This window comes from Mycobacterium sp., assembly GCF_965230835.1.
GTDB lineage: Bacteria > Actinomycetota > Actinomycetes > Mycobacteriales > Mycobacteriaceae > Mycobacterium.
The window spans coordinates 455,708-473,872 of the sequence record NZ_CBDDLW010000002.1 but is presented as its reverse complement, the minus strand read 5'-3'; the positions used below and the strand labels follow the sequence as shown (position 1 = coordinate 473,872).

General features: G+C 63.6%; 11 protein-coding genes and 4 pseudogenes. 5 read left to right on the top strand and 10 right to left on the bottom strand.

Features of this window, described 5'->3' with window-relative positions; all coding sequences use genetic code 11:
• Window positions 1-10 precede the first annotated feature (10 nt).
• Entirely contained in the window at window positions 11-2,728 is a 2,718-nt protein-coding gene (locus ACO07W_RS02625) for an SDR family NAD(P)-dependent oxidoreductase (RefSeq protein ID WP_421840493.1), read from the bottom strand.
• A 76-nt stretch (window positions 2,729-2,804) separates the two neighbouring features.
• On the opposite strand from ACO07W_RS02625, the gene ACO07W_RS02620 reads away from it, so the two are divergent.
• Complete coding sequence (locus tag ACO07W_RS02620; protein WP_421840492.1) at window positions 2,805-3,371, top strand: IS607 family transposase; 567 nt, start codon at window positions 2,805-2,807, stop codon at window positions 3,369-3,371.
• Window positions 3,372-3,611: 240 nt separating this feature from the next.
• Here the strand turns inward: ACO07W_RS02620 and ACO07W_RS02615 are convergent, their stop codons facing one another.
• From ACO07W_RS02615 to ACO07W_RS02600, 4 genes are all read right to left on the bottom strand, one after another.
• Complete coding sequence (locus tag ACO07W_RS02615) at window positions 3,612-4,850, bottom strand: hypothetical protein (protein WP_421840491.1); 1,239 nt, start codon at window positions 4,848-4,850, stop codon at window positions 3,612-3,614.
• Between the two features lie 160 nt (window positions 4,851-5,010).
• Window positions 5,011-5,598: a DUF6262 family protein gene (locus tag ACO07W_RS02610; RefSeq protein WP_421840490.1), complete on the bottom strand. Its 588-nt coding sequence runs from the start codon at window positions 5,596-5,598 to the stop codon at window positions 5,011-5,013.
• Entirely contained in the window at window positions 5,595-8,033 is a 2,439-nt protein-coding gene (locus ACO07W_RS02605) for a tyrosine-type recombinase/integrase (protein WP_421840488.1), read from the bottom strand. The genes ACO07W_RS02610 and ACO07W_RS02605 overlap by 4 nt, the downstream gene beginning before the upstream one ends.
• Window positions 8,030-9,193 (bottom strand): tyrosine-type recombinase/integrase, encoded by a 1,164-nt coding sequence (locus ACO07W_RS02600; protein ID WP_421840486.1) that lies wholly within the window; start codon window positions 9,191-9,193, stop codon window positions 8,030-8,032. Before ACO07W_RS02600 ends, ACO07W_RS02605 begins: the two co-directional genes overlap by 4 nt.
• A gap of 72 nt (window positions 9,194-9,265) precedes the next feature.
• On the opposite strand from ACO07W_RS02600, the pseudogene ACO07W_RS02595 reads away from it, so the two are divergent.
• The 3 genes and pseudogenes from ACO07W_RS02595 to ACO07W_RS02585 all read left to right on the top strand — a co-directional run.
• A pseudogene (locus ACO07W_RS02595) lies at window positions 9,266-9,418 on the top strand (hypothetical protein); the annotation flags it as partial.
• Entirely contained in the window at window positions 9,418-9,594 is a 177-nt protein-coding gene (locus tag ACO07W_RS02590; RefSeq protein WP_421840483.1) for a hypothetical protein, read from the top strand. The pseudogene ACO07W_RS02595 and the gene ACO07W_RS02590, both read left to right, overlap by 1 nt.
• 64 nt (window positions 9,595-9,658) lie before the next feature.
• Window positions 9,659-11,275 (top strand): hypothetical protein, encoded by a 1,617-nt coding sequence (locus ACO07W_RS02585; RefSeq protein ID WP_421840481.1) that lies wholly within the window; start codon window positions 9,659-9,661, stop codon window positions 11,273-11,275.
• Here the strand turns inward: ACO07W_RS02585 and ACO07W_RS02580 are convergent.
• Together ACO07W_RS02580 and ACO07W_RS02575 are read right to left on the bottom strand one after the other, a co-directional pair.
• A pseudogene (locus tag ACO07W_RS02580) lies at window positions 11,265-11,870 on the bottom strand (polyketide synthase dehydratase domain-containing protein); the annotation flags it as partial. The gene ACO07W_RS02585 and the pseudogene ACO07W_RS02580 overlap by 11 nt on opposite strands.
• A gap of 168 nt (window positions 11,871-12,038) precedes the next feature.
• Window positions 12,039-12,230: pseudogene (locus ACO07W_RS02575) on the bottom strand (hypothetical protein); the annotation flags it as partial.
• On the opposite strand from ACO07W_RS02575, the gene ACO07W_RS02570 reads away from it, so the two are divergent.
• Entirely contained in the window at window positions 12,207-12,374 is a 168-nt protein-coding gene (locus ACO07W_RS02570; RefSeq protein ID WP_421840479.1) for a hypothetical protein, read from the top strand. The pseudogene ACO07W_RS02575 and the gene ACO07W_RS02570 sit on opposite strands and share 24 nt — an antisense overlap.
• Window positions 12,375-12,449: 75 nt before the next feature.
• Here ACO07W_RS02570 and ACO07W_RS02565 read toward each other — a convergent pair.
• From ACO07W_RS02565 to ACO07W_RS02555, 3 genes and pseudogenes are all read right to left on the bottom strand, one after another.
• Window positions 12,450-12,836: pseudogene (locus ACO07W_RS02565) on the bottom strand (acyltransferase domain-containing protein); the annotation flags it as partial.
• Window positions 12,837-12,900: 64 nt separating this feature from the next.
• Complete coding sequence (locus tag ACO07W_RS02560) at window positions 12,901-14,175, bottom strand: IS256 family transposase (RefSeq protein WP_421840071.1); 1,275 nt, start codon at window positions 14,173-14,175, stop codon at window positions 12,901-12,903.
• Window positions 14,176-14,261: 86 nt separating this feature from the next.
• Complete coding sequence (locus ACO07W_RS02555) at window positions 14,262-18,065, bottom strand: acyltransferase domain-containing protein (RefSeq protein WP_421840477.1); 3,804 nt, start codon at window positions 18,063-18,065, stop codon at window positions 14,262-14,264.
• Window positions 18,066-18,165: the final 100 nt, after the last annotated feature.

The window sequence follows — 18,165 nt, the reverse complement described above, 5'->3', positions numbered from 1 at the left end:
CCGTTTCCCTTTAGTTGTTGGTGGCGCCGAAGGCCAGATTGATGAGGTCGTCCGCGCCGAGATCGTCGAGTTGCGCGGATGCGTCGGCGACGGGTTGTTGTTCCGGGCTATGGGTCACATCGGGCGCGGTGCCGTCCGTTAGCTTGCTTAGGGCCTCCAGGAGGCCGGACCGCCGCAGCCGCTCGGGATCTATCGCCGCAAGCAGCCGCCGGATCTCGTCGTTGGAGCGTTGCGGCCCGTCCGGCGCGGCCGCTGCCGGTGCCAGTTCCTCAAGCAGGTGCGTCGCGAGATCCTCGGGTGTCGGGTGGTCGAAGACGATCGTGGTCGGTAGCCGCAGTCCAGTGGCGGTGTTCAGCTTGTTGCGCAGCTCCACCGCGGTGAGCGAGTCCAGTCCGAGCTGTTTGAATTCCTGCCGGACACCGATCGCGGCGCGGGATCCGTAGCCGAGTACCAGGGCCGCTCGGTCGCGGATGAGATCGACCAGCAGCCGCCGGCACTCCGGCTCGGTGAGCGAGGCCAGGCGGCGGCTGAGTGCTTGCGGCGCGTCGTTCCTGCCCGCTGTGGTTGGTGGCGCTGTGGTGGTTTGGGGGGTTGTTGTTTGGATGAGTTTTCGTAGTAGTGGGGGGATTTCGTTGTTGTTGTGTAGGGCTTGGGTGTTGAGGTGTGTTGCGGTGAGGTGTGCGTGGGTGCTTGTGATTGCTGTGTCGAAGAGGGTGAGGGCTTGGTTGTCGGTGAGGGCGTTGATGCCTGCGCGGTGGAGTCTGGCTAGGTCGGTGTCGGTGAGGTGGCTGGTCATGGTGCTGGTGTGTTGCCATAGGCCCCATGCGATGGAGATGGTGGGTAGTCCGGCGGCGCGGCGGTTTTCGGCGAGGGCGTCGAGGAAGGCGTTAGCGGCGGCGTAGTTGGCTTGTCCGGGTCCGCCGAGTATGGCGGTGGTGGAGGAGTAGAGCACGAACATGGCGAGGTTGGTGTCGCGGGTTAGTTCGTGCAGGTTCCAGGCGGCGTGGATTTTTGGTTGGAGTACTCGGTCGATTTGGGTGGGTGTTAGTGAGGTTAGTAGTGCGTCGTCGAGTAGGCCTGCGGCGTGGATGATGGCGGTGAGGGGGTGTTTGGGTGGTATGGCGGCCAGGGTGTGTGCGAGTGCGTCGCGGTTGGTGGTGTCGCAGGCGGTGATGGTGATGTGTGCGCCGGCGGCGGTTAGTTCGGCGTGTAGGTCTGTGGCGCCTGGTGCTGTGATGCCTTGTCGTGTGAGTAGTAGGAGGTGTTGGACTCGGTGCTGTGTTACGAGGTGGCGGGCGAGTAGAGATCCGAGTGTGCCGGTGCCGCCGGTGATGAGGACTGTGCCGTCGGGGTCGAGTGTTGTTGGGGGCATGGTGAGTACGAGCTTGCCGGTGTGGCGGGCTTGGCTGATGTGTCGCATGGCTTGGGGGGCGTGGCGGATGTCCCATGCGGAGGTGGGTAGTGGGTGTAGGGCGCCTGTGGTGAACAGGGGGGTGAGTTGGGTGAGCATTCGGCTGATGTGGCTGGGTTCGGCTTGTAGGAGGTCGAACCATAGGTAGGTCAGGTTGGGGTGGTTTGTGTTGACGTGTTTTGCGTCGCGGATGTCGGTTTTACCCATTTCGAGGAAGTGGCCGTGTGGGGATGTGATGCGTAGGGAGGCGTCGACGTATTCGCGGGCTAGGCAGTTGAGGACGACGTCGACGCCGCGTCCGTGGGTTGCGTGACGGACTCGGTCTTCGAATTCCAGGCTGCGGGAGGAGGAGATGTGGTTTTCGTCGAGGCCGAGGGTGTGGAGGAGGTCGTGTTTGGCGGGGCTTGCGGTTGCGTGGATTTCGGCGCCGATGTGGTGGGCGAGTTGGAGTGCGGCCATGCCGACGCCGCCGGTTGCGGCGTGGATGAGTACGGATTGGCCGGCTTGTAGGTTGGCTAGTTCGATTAGACCGTGGTAGGCGGTGAGGAAGGCGATGGGTACTGATGCGCCTTGGGCGTAGGTCCAGTTGTCGGGTAGTGGGGCTAGGTGGTGGTGGTTGGCGATGGCGATGGGGCCAAAGGATCCGGGCATTAGGCCCATGACGCGGTCGCCGACGGCGAAATCGGTGACGTCGGGGGCGGTTTCGATGATGATGCCGGCGGCTTCGCCGCCTAGGCCGTTTTGATCGACCATATCTAAGGTCAGCAGCACGTCGCGGAAGTTGATGCCTGCTGCTCGTACGGCGATGCGGACCTGGCCGGAGGTTAGGGCAGTGTGGGCGGTGGGGGTGGGGGTCAGGGTGAGGTTGTCCAGGGTGCCTTTGCTGGTGGTGTCGAGTTGCCAGGTTGTGGTGTTGGTTGGGATTTCGAGGGTGTGGTCGGTGGTGGTGGGGGTGAGGTGTGGGATGGTCAGTGTGCCGTTGCGTAGGGCGAGTTGGGGTTCGCCGGTGGCTAGGGCGCGGGGTAGGGCGTCGTGTGATGCGTGCCGTTGGTCGAGGTCGAGGAGTATGAACCGGCCGGGGTATTCAGATTGTGCGGTGCGTAGCAGTCCCCACAGTGGTGCGTGGACTAGGTCGTTGACGCTTTCTCCTGGTGCGGCTGCTACCGCGCCTTGGGTGGCTATAACTAGTTGATCGTTGGTGAATCGGTCGTCGGCGAGCCATTTTTGGATGTATTCGAGGGTTTGGTGCACCACGGTGGTTGTGGTGTCGGGTAGTTGAGCAGTGGTTGGTTCGGGTTTCGGTGTGCGGTAGCACATGATTAGGGTCGAGAACTGCTGCCGAATTACTGAGTAATAGTGAGCGTATGAACGTTCGAGTGAGTACGCTGTTGGTGTGAATCTGACGGAGTGGGCGCGTGCTCAGGGTGTGCATCCGCAGACGGCGTATCGGTGGTTTCGGGAGGGGACGCTGCCGGTTCCGGCTGTGCGGGTGAACGAGAGGACGGTTCTGGTTTCTCCTGACATGCCCGCCGGGGCGGCGCCAGCCGCGGCATTCGGGTTGTATGCGCGGGTGTCTTCGCATGATCAGAAGTCGGACTTGGATCGTCAGGTCGCTCGGTTGACGAGTTGGGCCGCTGAGGCGGGCGGAACGGTGGTGCGGGTCGAAGCTGAGGTTGGGTCTGGGATGAACGGGTCGCGGACGAAAGTCCGGCGGCTGCTGGCCGATCCGAAGGTGACCGCGGTTGTGGTCGAGCATCGTGACCGGTTAGGGCGGATGAACACTGAGCTGGTGGAGTCCGCACTGTCTGCGCATGGTCGCCGGCTGGTGGTGCTCGACGACGGCGAAGTTGACGACGATTTGGTGCGGGACATGGTGGAGGTTATCTGTAGTGAGTGCCCATTTATGCAGGCCAAAGGTCCCACTAACGTTATGAACATGTTCAAGGAGTTGCAGCGGTAAGCGACTGTCGCGTCTTGGTGAGGAGGCTGTGCGCCACGGTTGGCGGGCGGCGACACATCTCTTTTCTGCGGCCTGGAGTTATTGCGATGGGTCAACTTGCCTGCGACAGCGCCGGGTTGGTGGTTTCCAAGCGGATGATGAGCGTCGACCGGGGAGTTGGTCGGCGTGGCGGGTTTTGCTAGCGGTGAGGTTTGAAGTGGCGGCGAACCTTCTGTGGGACGGCGTGGTTGGTCGCGGCGTTCATGGTGGTGTGTGGGCTTGGTTTTCGGCGTTGAGTTGACGGATTGCTTGGTTGATGGCATCAGAGTCATTGAAATCGACGCCGCGGTGGGTCAATGCGTTGACGAGCTGTTTTGCTGGTCCCCAGGCGGTTTCGTCGTCGATGGCCTCGTCGAAGTCGGGCAAAGAGGTATCGACGGCGGCGATGACGGGGCTGATCCATTCGGGGGCGATTCCTCGGCGGGTAAGCGCAAACGTTAGCCATGCGCGCAGCACCTGCGGCAGGGCCTCGCGGTCGGCGGGTTCGAGGACGGCTTTGCGTGGCAGCCAGTTAGACAGGAAGACCATCACTTCGCCGGGACTCCAATGCAGCGGTCCAGCATGGATGTAGCCTTCGCCGTAGTCGAGCAGCAGCCCGGCCAGAAACCGGGCCGTGCTGTCGTCGTCGCCGTGGTCGCTGTGGGCGAGGAACTCGGCGATCATTCGAGTCCGTTGTGATTCGGTCAACTCTTTGTGTTCTGGCCAGTCGCGCAGGTGGTCACGGCAGCGGGACCAGGCCAGTGAGCGGCAATCGGTGAAGTCTTCATCATCGTTGCGTGGCCAGGTCATGTCGGTGATGCGCAGTGCGTGGGCCAGCTCGGCGAGCACCTCAGCCGCCGGGGCCGCCGTCAACGCCATGGGCACTTGGCCAAGCGGGCGAATGTCTTGCCAGTCTTTGGCAGCGTTGGGGGGCAGGATCAGGATGTCGCGTATCTCTAGGCCGCCGACGTGGTCGAGGTCTGCCATCAGCGTATGGGGTACGGGTCCGTGGTAGTCGATGAGCAGTGTGCGTGCGCTGTCGTAGACATCGACCGCGCGCCAGGCGGTGTGCGGGGTCCAGGTCACGTCGGTCGACCAGGACGGCAGCGGGTGGGTTTTGGTCAAGGCGGTGATGGCGTCGTGCAGTGGTGTCCCGGCCTCAGCAGGTGCGACACGGGCGAGCGCTACGAGGGCCTCTAACTCATACGGGGTGGGTTTGGCGTTGGCTCGACCGGCGACTTGTATGCATCGCTGATGTTCTGCCTCCTTGTCGCCCAACTCGGCTTTCGCCCAGGCTTTTCCTAGCGCGGCGCTGGCCCACATCTCTGCGTGTAGCGCATCATCGAAACCACCGATCCTCCGGGCGTTGCCCACCAGCTGGTCTGCGGGGTGGGAAGGGCCACTTTTACGGCGGGCGGGCTTGGCTTTAGCGCTTTTACGGCGGCCACGACTTTTCGGCATGCCCGCAAGTTCATCACACTCGACTGTCCACGCGTGTGGCCGTCTTGGTGCTGAGGTCGGACAAACTGCCGCGAGTGGCGCGCATGTTGGTTCGGTGTCGGCCCCGCCCGTCACCTGTGATTGAGCCAGCATCGGATGGGGATTGGCATAAGGACTTGCCTTATGTTCGGTTCAGTTTGGCCATGAGGTTACGGAAGTTTTCTCGTTGGGCGTCGAGGTCCTCGCGTAGGTCTTGGTTTTCGGCCGCGAGGGTTTCGCGGCGGCGGCGTTCTTCGATGAGTTCGGCTTCTAGGTCGGTGAGGCGTTCCCGTAGTGATTGCAGTGTTTGCGGGTGGGTATCGCCGAGAGATGCGTCGAGTTCGGAGCCGATCGTCAGGCCGAGACGTTTCCGCAGTGCGGTGTTTTCACGGCGGAGGTCGACGAGGTCGTGCTTGGCTAGTGCGAGTGCGTTGATGAGATCCCGATGGGAGACGACGGATCGGGGTTGCAGGCAAGGCGCGGCCGGGGTTATGGCTTCCTGGCGTGTGCGGGCCTCGACGACCGCTTGTTTGAGGCCGGGATCGTTGTAGATCAGTCCTCGGGAGACACCGGCGCGACGGGCGACGGAGGCGATGGTGACGATGTCGCCGTCGCGTTGCATGGCGCTGAGTGCTTGTTCGACGGCGCGGCGCTTGTGTTCGCTGTCTTGGCGGCGGGATTCGACCAGAGCGTCCCAGCGTTTAGCGTCGGGCTGCTGGTTGGGGGTCATGGCATCGTTGGCTTTCGGAGGAAATGCGCGGGTACCGAACGGCGGATCGTCCGTAGGTCTTGGCACGCGGTTTCGACTGTGGCGCGCTCGTCTTCGGGTAGTGCGTCGAGGTCTTGTTGCAGTGTGTGGATCAGGGAGCGCAGCTTGGCGATCTCCTGTTTGGGCACCAGACTCCAGTCGGGTGCTTGCATGGCCAGGCCGCGTTGGCGGGCGCGGACGAGTTCGTCTACGTGGGCGATGAGGTCGGGTAGGTGGGATGGGTCGGATCGGAATTCGGCGCAGCCGATGCACCGGTAGCGGATTGGGCATGCTTGCCCGCCGGCTTTGACGTTGCTGGGTTCGAGGCAGAGTCCGAACGGGACGGCCACTTCTCCGCGTTCTTCGCGAAGCCGTCCGCTGGTATCGGTAGCGGCGGGTGCGCGTTTGCCCGATGAGTCCCGACGCATCTGGGCGACCCGTTCGGCGGCCAGGCGTTTGCGTGTGGCGGTGACGCGGTAATAGCCCTGGGTTGTCTTAATATCGTCGTGGTCCATCAGCTTCTGCAGGACATCGACTGGTGTGCCCGCGTCCGCGTGACGTTGGGCGAAACTGTGCCGGAAGCTATAGAGAGTGATGTCGCCTCGTGGGAACGGTGCTGGCGCGCCATCAGCGCCACGGTTAAGGCCTATCAGGGTGGGCAGCTGCTCGATCCACTGGCGTACCCAGTACCAAAACGACGCCACCCTGATCGGCGCTGTGCCGCCGGCGTTTTTGGTCGGCCGAGGAAACATCACCAGCATGGTGGGGGCGGTGTCCGGGAATTGTTGCCGCACCCATTGCGCCTGACGCAGAAGCCGAGCGTGGAGGTCTTCTCCGATGGGTAGCTGGCGTCGCAACCGGCCGGATTTGGTGTTGTCGTAGAACAGGATTGGGTGTCCTTGATTGTCCCGGCCTGCCGTGTCGAGGGCCAGGTGAGTGACCTCACGGGGCCGGCGGCCGGTCTCGATGAGCGTTTCAATCATGAGTCGCAGCTGCGTGGGTGCGTGCTCGCCAAGCACGCCCCGGTCACTGACAACCTCGGCGAGCAGCGCGAGGTTCTCGGCATGCAGGAGCTGGTCGATGACTGATTCCGGTAGCGCTCGTCCCGGTTCTTCTTCGATCTCGATCTTGCGTGGCAGAAGTTCCCGCGTGATCGAGAAACGGTCATCGACCCCGGCGAGCAGTCCCTGGCCCCTTGCTTCGCTGAGCACATGGCGGACGGTCCGCAGGCGCTGGTTGCGGCTGCATGCGGTGATCGTGTCCTGGCGTTGCAGCGCGGCTAGATGCGTTGCGAAACGTTCGATATCGGCCCGTCCGACCGCCGACCTGTCGTGACCGCCGTCGTCGCGAAGCGCAAGTGACTCCGACAGCACGCGCATGCCGTTGACGTAGCTTCGCACCGAGGCCGCGGTGATCCGGGTTTGGGCGATGAACGCCCAATCCTGCACCGCGGCACGAAGCCACGATTGTGTGATCCCGCTGAAATCCCAGACGGTCGCGGACGTGTGGCCGAACACCCGGGCGTCCCAGCGTAGTTTTCGGCGCTCGGCGTCAGGTGAGCTGTAGGCCAGACTGACGCAGTCCCCCGCGACGGCGGCCACGCTGCGCGTGACTGCATTGAGGGCCGCTAAATCGGTTGATGAGGTGTCGAGGATCGATTCGGCTTGCGATGTCCGCAACAGGTTGATCCAGGTGACCAGGAAGCTCGGGTCGGTCTTAGCTCCGCTACGGTCGCGGCGCTGCAACGCGTAACGAACCTCCATCGCCGCAAGCGGCCGCAGCCCAATAAGGTTGATCTCCAACGTGTTTGTGATTGGTGCCGCAGTCAACAACCAAGCATCGAGGTGCTGTTTGGTCGGCTTTCCCGCCCGCAGCCACGCCGAGTGGTGGCCGGGGCACAGCCCCGACAAATGCACGTGCAAACTGCAACTGGCGACCATACAAATCCCGAGGCTTCGGTGCGGGCTTGCCCACATGAGGAACTCGGCGAGGCTCTCACCGCGATGCTTCGCACGTAGCCACTGCTGCTGATGAGCGTTACATAAGCGGTTCGCGGTGATCGACGGCCGCTCACACTGACGGGTGTCGCGTTGAACAGCGCACAAACGTGCGGCCTCGCGATCGACTGGGGGCAAACCGTTCACCCACTCGTCTAGCGGGAGCCCGCAGCGCTGCCACGCGCTGCGGTGGGTCTTGCACAGCCCACGCTTTTTGTCTTGGGTCTGAGCGTCGCACCCCGGCGCGCAGCAGTACCGCCCGCCGAGGTAGGGGTCATCGCGGCGATAACGCAAAACGAGCCGCTGATCATCCCAGCAATCACGACGCCAGTCGGAGTCAATCAGGCACCGTAGCGCGGTCATCCGCCCGTCGATGGTCAGCGATGAGCGCGGTTCGTCGAAAAGCGGCGCTACTGTCATACCAGCACCGGTAACGGGTAGCGGGCTGCCAGGCGGTCAACGGCGTCGCACATGCGTTCCCAACTCGCATGCAGATACCGCTCAGTCGATTGGATCGAGGCGTGGCCCATCAGCACTTGGATTAGGTCTGCCGGTACGTCGACCTCGGCCAGCGCTGTCCCAAACGAGTGACGCAGCATGTGCGGTTCAACTTTGAAACCGCACCTCGTGGTGAGCCGCCGGAACAAATCCTCAGCGGCCGATGGTGTCATCGGCGCCCCGATAACACCCGACTTCAGATTCACGAAGACGAAACTTGTCGCCGCCGCCGACGGCACGTCGTCACGTTCCCAGCGATACCGACGGTAAGCGTCAACGACGCTGGCATCAGCTGGAACCCAGCGGGGTTGACGGGACTTGGCCGATGCGCCGTTCTCATTATCTCGACGCACGACATGCACGTGTGGGCCGGCGACGTCGCAGTCCAGGTGGGTTGATGACGGAAGAAAGTGCATATCTTCGATACGAAGTCCCAACGCCTCGGAGATCCGTAATCCGCACCGCCACATCAACAGAACAAGCACGACGTCACGAGCGGATCGACACGCCGCGACCACTTGCCGCACCTGATCAGTACTCAACGCCTTGGGCGCCGGTCGCGGAACCCTCTTACGGATGCGGGCACGCTCGAACCGGCGCACCACAGGCTCGGGCACCCTATCGTGGGCGTACGACCACCGATAGAACTCACGAACGGCCGTCGTGATCGCGTTGATGGTGTTCGGCGCCCGGGTCGTCTCGTTCAATGGCGTCGGACCGGGGGCTCGCCGCCGACGGTCCGGTGTGCGTTCCAACCATACGACGAATGACGCGACGTCCTTACTGGTCACCGACCGCCAGTCGCGCCCCGTCTCCGACAGCCACGTTAGATACGCCGCGATATGCCGGGCATAGGACCGGCAGGTGTTCTCCGCGCGGTCGGCCCCGAACCGAAGCGAATACAGCCACGCCGCCGCCTCGGGGTGAACCTCGTAGCCCTCATCGACCACGGTCCACGCGGTCCGGCCATCGGCCGGTGCCTCGATCCGCAACGCCTGGAACGCCACCGCCCGCTCCTCCTCAAGCAACAAGGATTGACACACCTGACTGACGTCAATAACGTCATGACATACTATAGACATTGCTGTCAGCATCTACCGACATCTCGTCATGAAGTACGTGGAGAACAACCTGTGTCCTCACTACAGATAATGGAGGTGCTGACGTCGTTCTGCGCGCGCCTGTACGGGCGTCGTTCTGCGCGTAACCGTGCATTGAAAGCTGTTGGCTGCGCGCAGCGTGATATCGGCCCGCAGGCGGTTGTGGGCGCTGAAACTGTCGGTGGTGTCGGTAAGGATGGCCGGTGATGAGCACGAAGACCGAACAGTCACAGGCGCGAGTCGAGCAGCGACGGCGGCGCAAGCACGCCAAAGCCGACCGCCGTCGGCAGGATTGTGACCTTGCCCCGGCCGCGGTCGCTGCACGGGTCGGTATCCCGGTGGCTGAGCTGGCGGCCCGCTGTTCGAGGCGGTGTACTCGTTGAAGTCCTGCCAGTGGCGAAGCGGCTGGTTCGATGTGGCCGCGATCCAGCCGGGGGCAGACTCGTCGTGAGCCCATTGCGCCAGATAGCTGCCCCGTTCGTCGCCGATCCCGTGACCGGTGTGTGCATTCGTACCCGGCTGAAAGGGTTGACCGGCTTTGATGAGGCGGTGCTGCGTCAGGTGGGTAGGCATCTGGGCCGGTTGGCCAGCGCTGACCTGGCGGCGCGGGTGCGGACCGGTTTGGACCACGACAACGATGCTTGGGCTGAGCGCAAACGCGACCTGACGGCCGAGTCGTCGTCGAGGTGGGCGGGGGCCATCACGAAAGCCACCCATGATCAGTGGGGGCTGGCCCGGCGAGCGCAGTCAGCACATGCTCAGTCCCTGCGCGAAGGTATCGCGATGATCGGTCACCGGCTTGGCCAGGAGTTAGGAGCCAAGAGCAGCAGAGGTATGCCGGGCGGGTACCGGACCCGAGGCGAGTGGTTCGCCAAGACCAGGCGTTTGGCGGTCCTGCAACAGCGCTTCGCCGCGGTGGAGGCTGACCGGGGCGCCGGTCATGTGAGCGTGGTGCGCGGCGGAAAACGGTTGCTCGGCAAGCGACACCACCTCACCGAGTCCGGGCTCACCGAGCAGCAGTGGCGCGATCAATGGGAAGCAGCCCGCTGGTTTTTGTCCGCCGACGGCGAGTCGGGGAAACGCTGGGGCAACGAAACTATCCGGGTGACCAGCGATGGTGAACTATCGCTGCGCCTGCCGGCTGCGTTGGAGCACCTGGCCAACGCCCCGCATGGCCGCTACGTCCTATCCGCCACGGTGCAGTTTGCCCATCGGGGCCAGGAATGGGCCGACCGGGTGACCGCGAACCAGGCGGTGGCTTACCGCATCCATTTCTCGTCAGCCAAGCAGCGCTGGTACCTCGACGCCTCCTGGCAACGCAAGCAGCCACCAACGGTGCCGTTGGAGGCGTTGCGCACCGGCGAGCTTGTCGGGGTGGACATGAACGCCGATCACCTCGCCGCCTGGCGCCTGGACCCCCACGGCAACCCGATCGGTGCCCCACGTACGTTCGGCTACGACTTGTCTGACGGCACCGACCGGCGTGACGCCCAACTGCGCCACGCCCTGACCGCTCTGCTGCACTGGGCCAACAACACTGGGGTCAAGGCCATCGCGGTCGAGGACCTCGATTTCACCGACAGCAAGACCCGCGAAAAGCACGGCCGGCGCCGCCGGTTCCGCCAGGTCGTCTCGGGTATGCCCACCGCTAAACTCCGCGCTCGACTGCTCGCCATGGCCACCAATGCCGGGATCAGCGTGATCGCCGTCGACCCGGCCTACACCAGCAAGTGGGGCGCGCAGCACTGGCAGAAACCACTGACCGCCCACCACCCACAGACCACCCGTCACCACGCTGCGAGCGTGGCGATCGGACGGCGCGCGCTCGGACACACGATTCGGCGTCGCGTGGCACCGCCCCGACCACACCAGAGCGATGTGGCCAGGCATCGGACCACGCAGGCCCAATCAAGCATCCGCGAGCGTGAGGCAACCCGCCACCCCATGCCAGGACCACAGACACGATCTGCATGTCCGCCCGGGACCACGAACGCGGGAAGCCAGGAGCCCCAACACCGTTCGGGGCCTCCCACCGAGCAAAACTCAGTTTCGCTCAGTGCCTAGGAACGGTGTCGCCGGCTTCGGCGGTTTCTAGTTCGGTCCGAAGCGGCAGACCTAGTCCGAGGACGTCTTGGCCGAGGACGGCGAGGTTTGTGGTGATGCAGGTGTCGGGCAGTGGGGTTTCGGTCCAGGCTAGATGCAGCAGACCTGTGAGGTTGGGTGTGTTTGCTGTGGGGAGTTGTTGGATGGTGATGGGGCGGCTGATTAGTGCGCCTATCTCGGCGACTAGCCCGCCGTAGGGGTCGGTCGCCACGATCGAGACGGCATCGCTGGTCGTGGTGATGTGTACTCGTAGGGTTGTTGCTGCGGTGGAGTGGATGGTGACGTCGGTCCAGGTGAACGGTAGTTGTAGGGCGTGGTTTTGGTTGGTTTGGTTGTTGTCGATGAGCAGTGGGTGTAGTGCTGCGTCGAGTAGTGCTGGGTGTATTGCGAATTGTGCGGCTGTGTCTTGTTGTGGTTGGGGTAGTTGTACTTCGGCGAATAGTTCGGTGTCGCGTCGCCAGACTGCTTGTAGTCCTTGGAAGGCGGGCCCGTAGTGGTATCCGGTTTCGGCGAGTTTTTCGTAGAGGTTGTCGATGTTGACTGGTGTTGCGTTGTTTGGTGGCCAGGTGGTGTCGAGTCTGGTGGGTGTGTGTGTTGGGGGTGTGGGTGACAGCAGGGCGGTGGCGTGGCGGGTCCATGCGGTGTCGTTGGTTGGGTGTTCGGGTCGGGTGTGGATGCTGAGTTGGCGTCGGTTGGTTTCGTCGGGTGCTTCGATGGTGATTTGTAGTCGGCGTGTTTGGTCAGCGGTCAGGATTAGCGGTGCGTGCAGGGTGAGTTCGGCTACGGTGGCGCAGCCGGTTTGGTGGGCGGCGTGGGTGGCGAGTTCCAGTAGTGCTGTGCCTGGTGCGAGCACTGTGTCCCATACGGCATGGTCGGCTAGCCATGGCTGTGTGTGTTGGGACAGTGTGCCGGTCAGCAGGAGTTGATCGGTGTTGGCTACTGGTATCGAGGCGCCGAGGAGGGGATGGCGGTTTGGGTCGATGCCGATGGTGTTGAGGTTGCTGGCTGTGGTTGTGGCGTTGATCCAGTATCGCTGGTGTTGGAAGGGGTAGGTGGGTAGGTCGATTGGGGTGTGGTTGTTGTGGGGTGTTGTGGTGGGCCAGGTGATGGGGATTGTGTGGGTGGCTAGGTGGGCTGCGTTGGTGAGTAGGCGTTTCCATCCGCCGTTGTCGCGGTGCAGTGTGGCGGTGATCAGGGTGTCGGTGGTGGTGGTGGTTTCGGTGGTTTGTTCTAGGGCGGGGGTCAGGACGGGGTGGGGGCTGATCTCGAGGAAGGTGGTGTGTCCGTCGTGTATGGCGGTTTGGGTGGCTTCGCAGAATCGGACGGGGTTGCGCAGGTTGGTGTACCAGTAGTCGGTGGTTAGTTGTGTGGTGTCGAGGGCTGTGGTGGTGACGGTGGAGTAGAAGGTGATGTTGCTGGTGTGTGCGGTGATGTTGGGTAGTGCGTTGTGGATGGGGGTGTGTAGGGGGTCGATGTGGTGGCAGTGGCTGGCGTAGTCGACGTTGATGCGGCGGGCGTGGATGTTGTGTTGGGTGGCGTCTTAGGACTGGTGTAAAAACGCTGGGCGCATGTTCCTGGTGGTCATGTTACGCGGCGGTGGTGTCGGTCGTGGTTGTTGTGGTGGGGGGATGCAGTGGGCGGGGTGGCTCGAGCAGTTGGTGGCGTAGTTCTTGGAGGTGGCGGCTGGTCGCTGATGTTTGGGTGACTCCGCGCCAGCCGCGGCTGGCGCGGTCGAGGACGGCCCATACCAGCGACAGACAGCTGGTTTCGCCGGGTAGGCGGCCGATGACCTTGACCCGGCGACGGGATTCTCCGAAGGTGCGTTCGATGAGGTTGGAATGGCGGATGCGTGTCCAGTGTTGGCGGGGGAAGCGCAAATGCACGCTCAGCGAGGCGAAGTCGTTGGCCAGGCAAGCGACCGCGGCTGGGTAGAGCCCGCGGTATGTGGTGGTGAACTCCTCGGCGCGGCGGGTGGCTTCATCCACGGCCTGCTGGCCGGGTGGCTGGTCAATGTCATCGAAGATCGACCAGAACGCGGCTTTGATCTCGTCCTGGACCGCGACAGGTGTCTTGGCGATGACGTTACGGCAGCGATGGATCAGACACCGCTGACGCAGGCTTGCCGGAAACGTGGTCTCCCATGCGGCGATCAGGCCCGGCGCCCCGTCGGAGATGCCCAGTAGCGGCGGGCGTAGTCCCCGGTTCCTCAGGTCAGCCAAGAAGTCGGCCCACGCATCAGCCGACTCCGCTGCGGCTGGGGCCAGCCCAATAAACAGGGGCTTGCCGTCGGTGCAGATGCCCCAGGCGGCCAGCACCGGCTCGGCCGGGGCGTTGGGATGCATCCGAAAGTTCGAGGCATCCAAGAACAGGTAGTCCAACACCAGCTCATCAAGGCGTCGAGACGACCACGCAGCGAACTCGTCTTTGATGGCCGCACAAATCCGGCTCACCGTCGAGCGCGACAACGCCGCCTGCGAGCCCAGCACCTCGGCCAACGCGGCCTCGATGTCGCGATCCGACAAACCGCGCACCCATCCCGAAATCACCAACGCCTCCAGAGCGTGGGTGCGCGTCACCCCGGCACCGAATAGCCGCGAACAGAACCGCTCGTCGGTGTCGCGTAGTTTCGGGCGGCATAATTCGACCGAGCCCATCGTGGTCTTCACCGTCGCCGGCGGTTGATACCCATTGCGGTACCCGCCCGGGCCGTCCTGAACCCGACGCTGGTGACGGGCTCGGCCCAACACTGCTTCTACCTCGGCCTCCACGGCGACCTGAAACACCAGACGCACCGATAACCGCCCGACCTCCTCCAAAATCTCGGTCAACGGCCGCTCGGTCGCGGCGAACAACTGATCCATCTCAACACGCACACGCTCAATCGGCGATACTCGCTTGGTCACGGGCGTAGCCCCTCCTTCATAGCTTTCGTCGGTTGCGACGGAACCTACGCCCGTGACCATTTACACCAGCGATGAGACGCGACCTTGTGTTGTTCGCAGTGGTCGAGTAGTTGGTAGATGGCGTTGGTGTTTCCGGCGATGACGGTGCTGGTGGGGCTGTTGTGTGCGGCGATGGATAGGTGGTTTTGCCAGGGTTGGATGAGTGTGGTGGTTTGTTCGGGGTTGAGTGCGATGGCGGCCATTGCGCCGTGACCGGTGATTTCGGTTAGTGTTTGGCTGCGTAGGGCAACGATTTTGGCGCCTTGGTGCAGGTCGAGGGCTCCGGCGATGACGGCGGCGGCGATTTCGCCTTGTGAGTGGCCGATGACTGCGGCTGGGTGTACGCCGAGGGATTGCCAGACTCGGGCCAGGCTGATCATCATGGAAAATAGTGCGGGTTGAACGATGGTGACGTCGTTGAGTGGTTGGCCGTTGGTTAAGACCTCGGTTAGTGACCATGGCACGTAGGGCTGTAGTGCGTGCTCGCATTCGGCGATCGCGTCGGCGAATACTGTTGATGACGCCAGTAGTTCGGTTGCCATGCCGGTCCATTGCCCGCCTTGGCCGGGGAAGACGAATACTGGGCTGGTGGTGGTGGCCGACCCGGTGACTACAGCGGGATGTTCGGTTGCGGTGGCCAGTGCGTCGAGGCCAGCGAGTAGTTGTTCGCGGTCGGTTCCCAGCACGGCTGCGCGGTGGTCGAGCATGGCGCGTTGGGTGATTAATGCGTGGGCCAGTGTATGTGGCATCCATTCTGGATGGTTGGTCACGGCTTGGTGTAGTTGGGCGGACTGGGCGCGTAGCGCCTCGTTGGTGCGGGCAGACAGCAGCAGAACCGTAGGTGTGGTGGCTATGTCGGGTTCGCCGGTGGGCGAAGATGGGGACGTTTCGGTGGGTTCGGTGGTGTCGCTGGATGTTTCGGTGGGTTCGGGTGGTTGTTCGATGATGATGTGGGCGTTGGTGCCGCTGATGCCGAAGGCTGATACGCCTGCGCGGCGGGGGCGGCCGGTTTCGGGCCAGGGTTGGGCCTCGGTGAGCAGTTGTACTGTGCCCGTTGACCAGTCGACGTGGGGGGTGGGGGTGTCGATGTGCAGGGTTTTCGGTAACACGCCGTGCTGGATGGCCAGTACTGTTTTGATGACTCCGGCGACTCCCGCGGCGGCTTGGGTGTGGCCGATATTAGATTTCAGCGAGCCTAGCCATAACGGCCGGTCTGCCGGGCGGTCCTGGCCGTAGGTTGCGATCAGGGCTTGGGCCTCGATGGGATCACCAAGTGTGGTACCGGTGCCGTGTGCTTCGACGACATCAACGAGATCGGCGCTTAGCTGGGCATCATCGAGAGCCGCCCGGATAACACGCTGCTGCGACGGACCATTCGGCGCCGACAACCCATTGCTGGCACCGTCTTGGTTGACCGCACTCCCACGCACCACAGCCAACACCCGATGCCCGTGACGCTGAGCATCTGAAAGCCGCTCCAACACCAACACACCCACACCCTCGCCCCAACCAGTACCATCGGCGGCCGCCGCGAAGGGCTTGATCCGGCCATCTGGAGCCAACCCACGCTGCCGGCTGAACTCGATAAACGCACCCGGGCTAGACATCACCGTCACACCACCGGCCAACGCCAGCGAACACTCACCGCGCCGCAGCGCCTGACCTGCCAAATGCAACGCAACCAACGACGACGAACACGCGGTATCCACCGTCAACGCCGGACCCTCCAAACCCAACGAATACGCAACCCGCCCAGAGGCGACGCTTATCGTTGTTCCGGTCAGCACATGGCCCTGGACCGCCTCGTCAGCCTCGTGCATGCGTGGGCCGTAATCCTGGTGTAGCGCACCCGCGAAGACGCCCGTGCTACTACCGCGCAGCTGCGTCGGATCGATCCCCGCCCGCTCCAACGCCTCCCACGACACCTCCAACAGCACCCGCTGCTGCGGATCCATCGCCAAAGCCTCACGCGGACTAATCCCGAAGAACGCGGCATCAAACTGATCGGCATCATGAAGAAAACCGCCGGCGCGAGCATAAGTCGTGCCGACCCGGCCAAGCTCTGGATCGTATAGCCCAGCCAAATCCCAACCACGATTAACCGGAAAATCCGACACAGCATCCACCCCAGACTCGATCACCCGCCAAAGCGACTCCGGCGAACCAACCCCGCCCGGAAACCGGCACGCCATACCGACGATCGCAACCGGCTCTTCGGTGTTCGCTACCTGCGTAGGGGTTTCGTTTGGAACGGGGGTGGTGGCGCCGGCCAAGGTTGCGTGGATGCAGTCGGCGACCGCGGCTGGTGTCGGGTGGTCGAACAGGAGTGTGACGGGTAAAGCCAGACCGGTGGCCTCCACGAGCAGATTGCGCAGTGTGACACTGGCGATCGAGTCGAAACCCATGTCCTTGAATGAGGTGTCAGACCGCACCTCGTCGTGATTCCCGAGCAGCACGGCGATTTGACTGCGCACGAGCCGATCGGTCCATAGCCGTTGGTCGCTGTCGGCTAGCTGCGAGAACTGGGTGTGGACGTTGTCGCTTGCTAGCGGGCCTGTCTCGGCGTTCGCGTCATCGCTGCCCGCATGTGTTGGCAGCGTGATCTGCCGCGCCCGCGTACCGCGGAACAGGTTGGCCCAGTCGACGTTGCCGCCCAATGCGTACAGCTGGGCGAGGGCGGTCAGCAGACAGGTAGCCGAGTTCTGGTCGCGGCGCAGCGTGCCTATGACACCGGTCGGACAGTCCGCGGATTTCGTCGCGGCTACGTCCTCCAGGGTTTCCTGTATCGCGCCCAGCAGGGTCGGGTGCGGGCTGAGCTCGAGGAAGGTGCGCGCCCCCGCCTCAGCCAGGCGGCGCACGGCCTGCTCGAGCCGGATCTCGGAGGTGGCCATGCGATACCAATACGGTCCGTCAAGCCCCGCGGTGTCGAACGGTCCGCCCACAAAACCGGAGTGGAACGGAATGGCGGAGGACACCGGCGCGACAGTGGCAGCACCGGCGAGCAGGATCGCCGGGTCGGTCACGAGGCCTGGCCCGTGCACGGGCAGGCGATTACTCAGGACACTTGCCCGGAACCCAGCGTCGGTTAGCGCGCCGACGAGTTCCAGCACAGCTGTGCGCTCGCCGCTGAACAGCACCGAGCGGGGGCCATTGCTGCCGGCGAAATGCACCCGCCTGCGCAGGTTGTCGGTTTGGAGCCATTCGAGCAGCTCGGCCCGGGATATCCGGGCCGAGGCCAGCTCGCCTTCGCCGACGGCGGCGCTCTGCATCCGGCTCAACAAGACCACGATCTTCGTGGCGGCGGCCAGACTCAGCGCACCTGCGGCATGTGCGGCCGCGATCTCGCCGAGGCTGGCGCCCACCACCGTCGTCGGATGTACACCGCATTCCTGCAACACGGCCGATAATGCGACGGCGAGGGCGAAGTAGACGGGTTGAATTACCTCCACGGACTCCAACTCGGGTCCGCCCGGCGTACCGCGCAATACGTCGAACAGTGACCACGGCACGTGTTCGGCCAGTGCCCGGTCGCAGTCCTGCATCCGGCTCCGGAACACCTCAGATTGCTCAAGCAGATCCGCGGCCATACCAGTCCACAGGGGACCGACGCCGGAGAAGACGTGGACAATGCGGGCGTCACCGGGGGATTGGGCACCGCGTGGCGTCCGGAATACCAGGGACTCGAACCCGTCGTTGGCGATCGCCTGAAGTCCGCGCGCTGCTCCTTCCCGGTCAGCGGCGAGGATCACGGCGCGTCGCTCGGACATCTCCCTGCGCACCGTGGCGAGGGAAAAGCGGTCGCGTCTCATCGCTGGTGTAAATGGTCACGGGCGTAGGTTCCGTCGCAACCGACGAAAGCTATGAAGGAGGGGCTACGCCCGTGACCAAGCGAGTATCGCCGATTGAGCG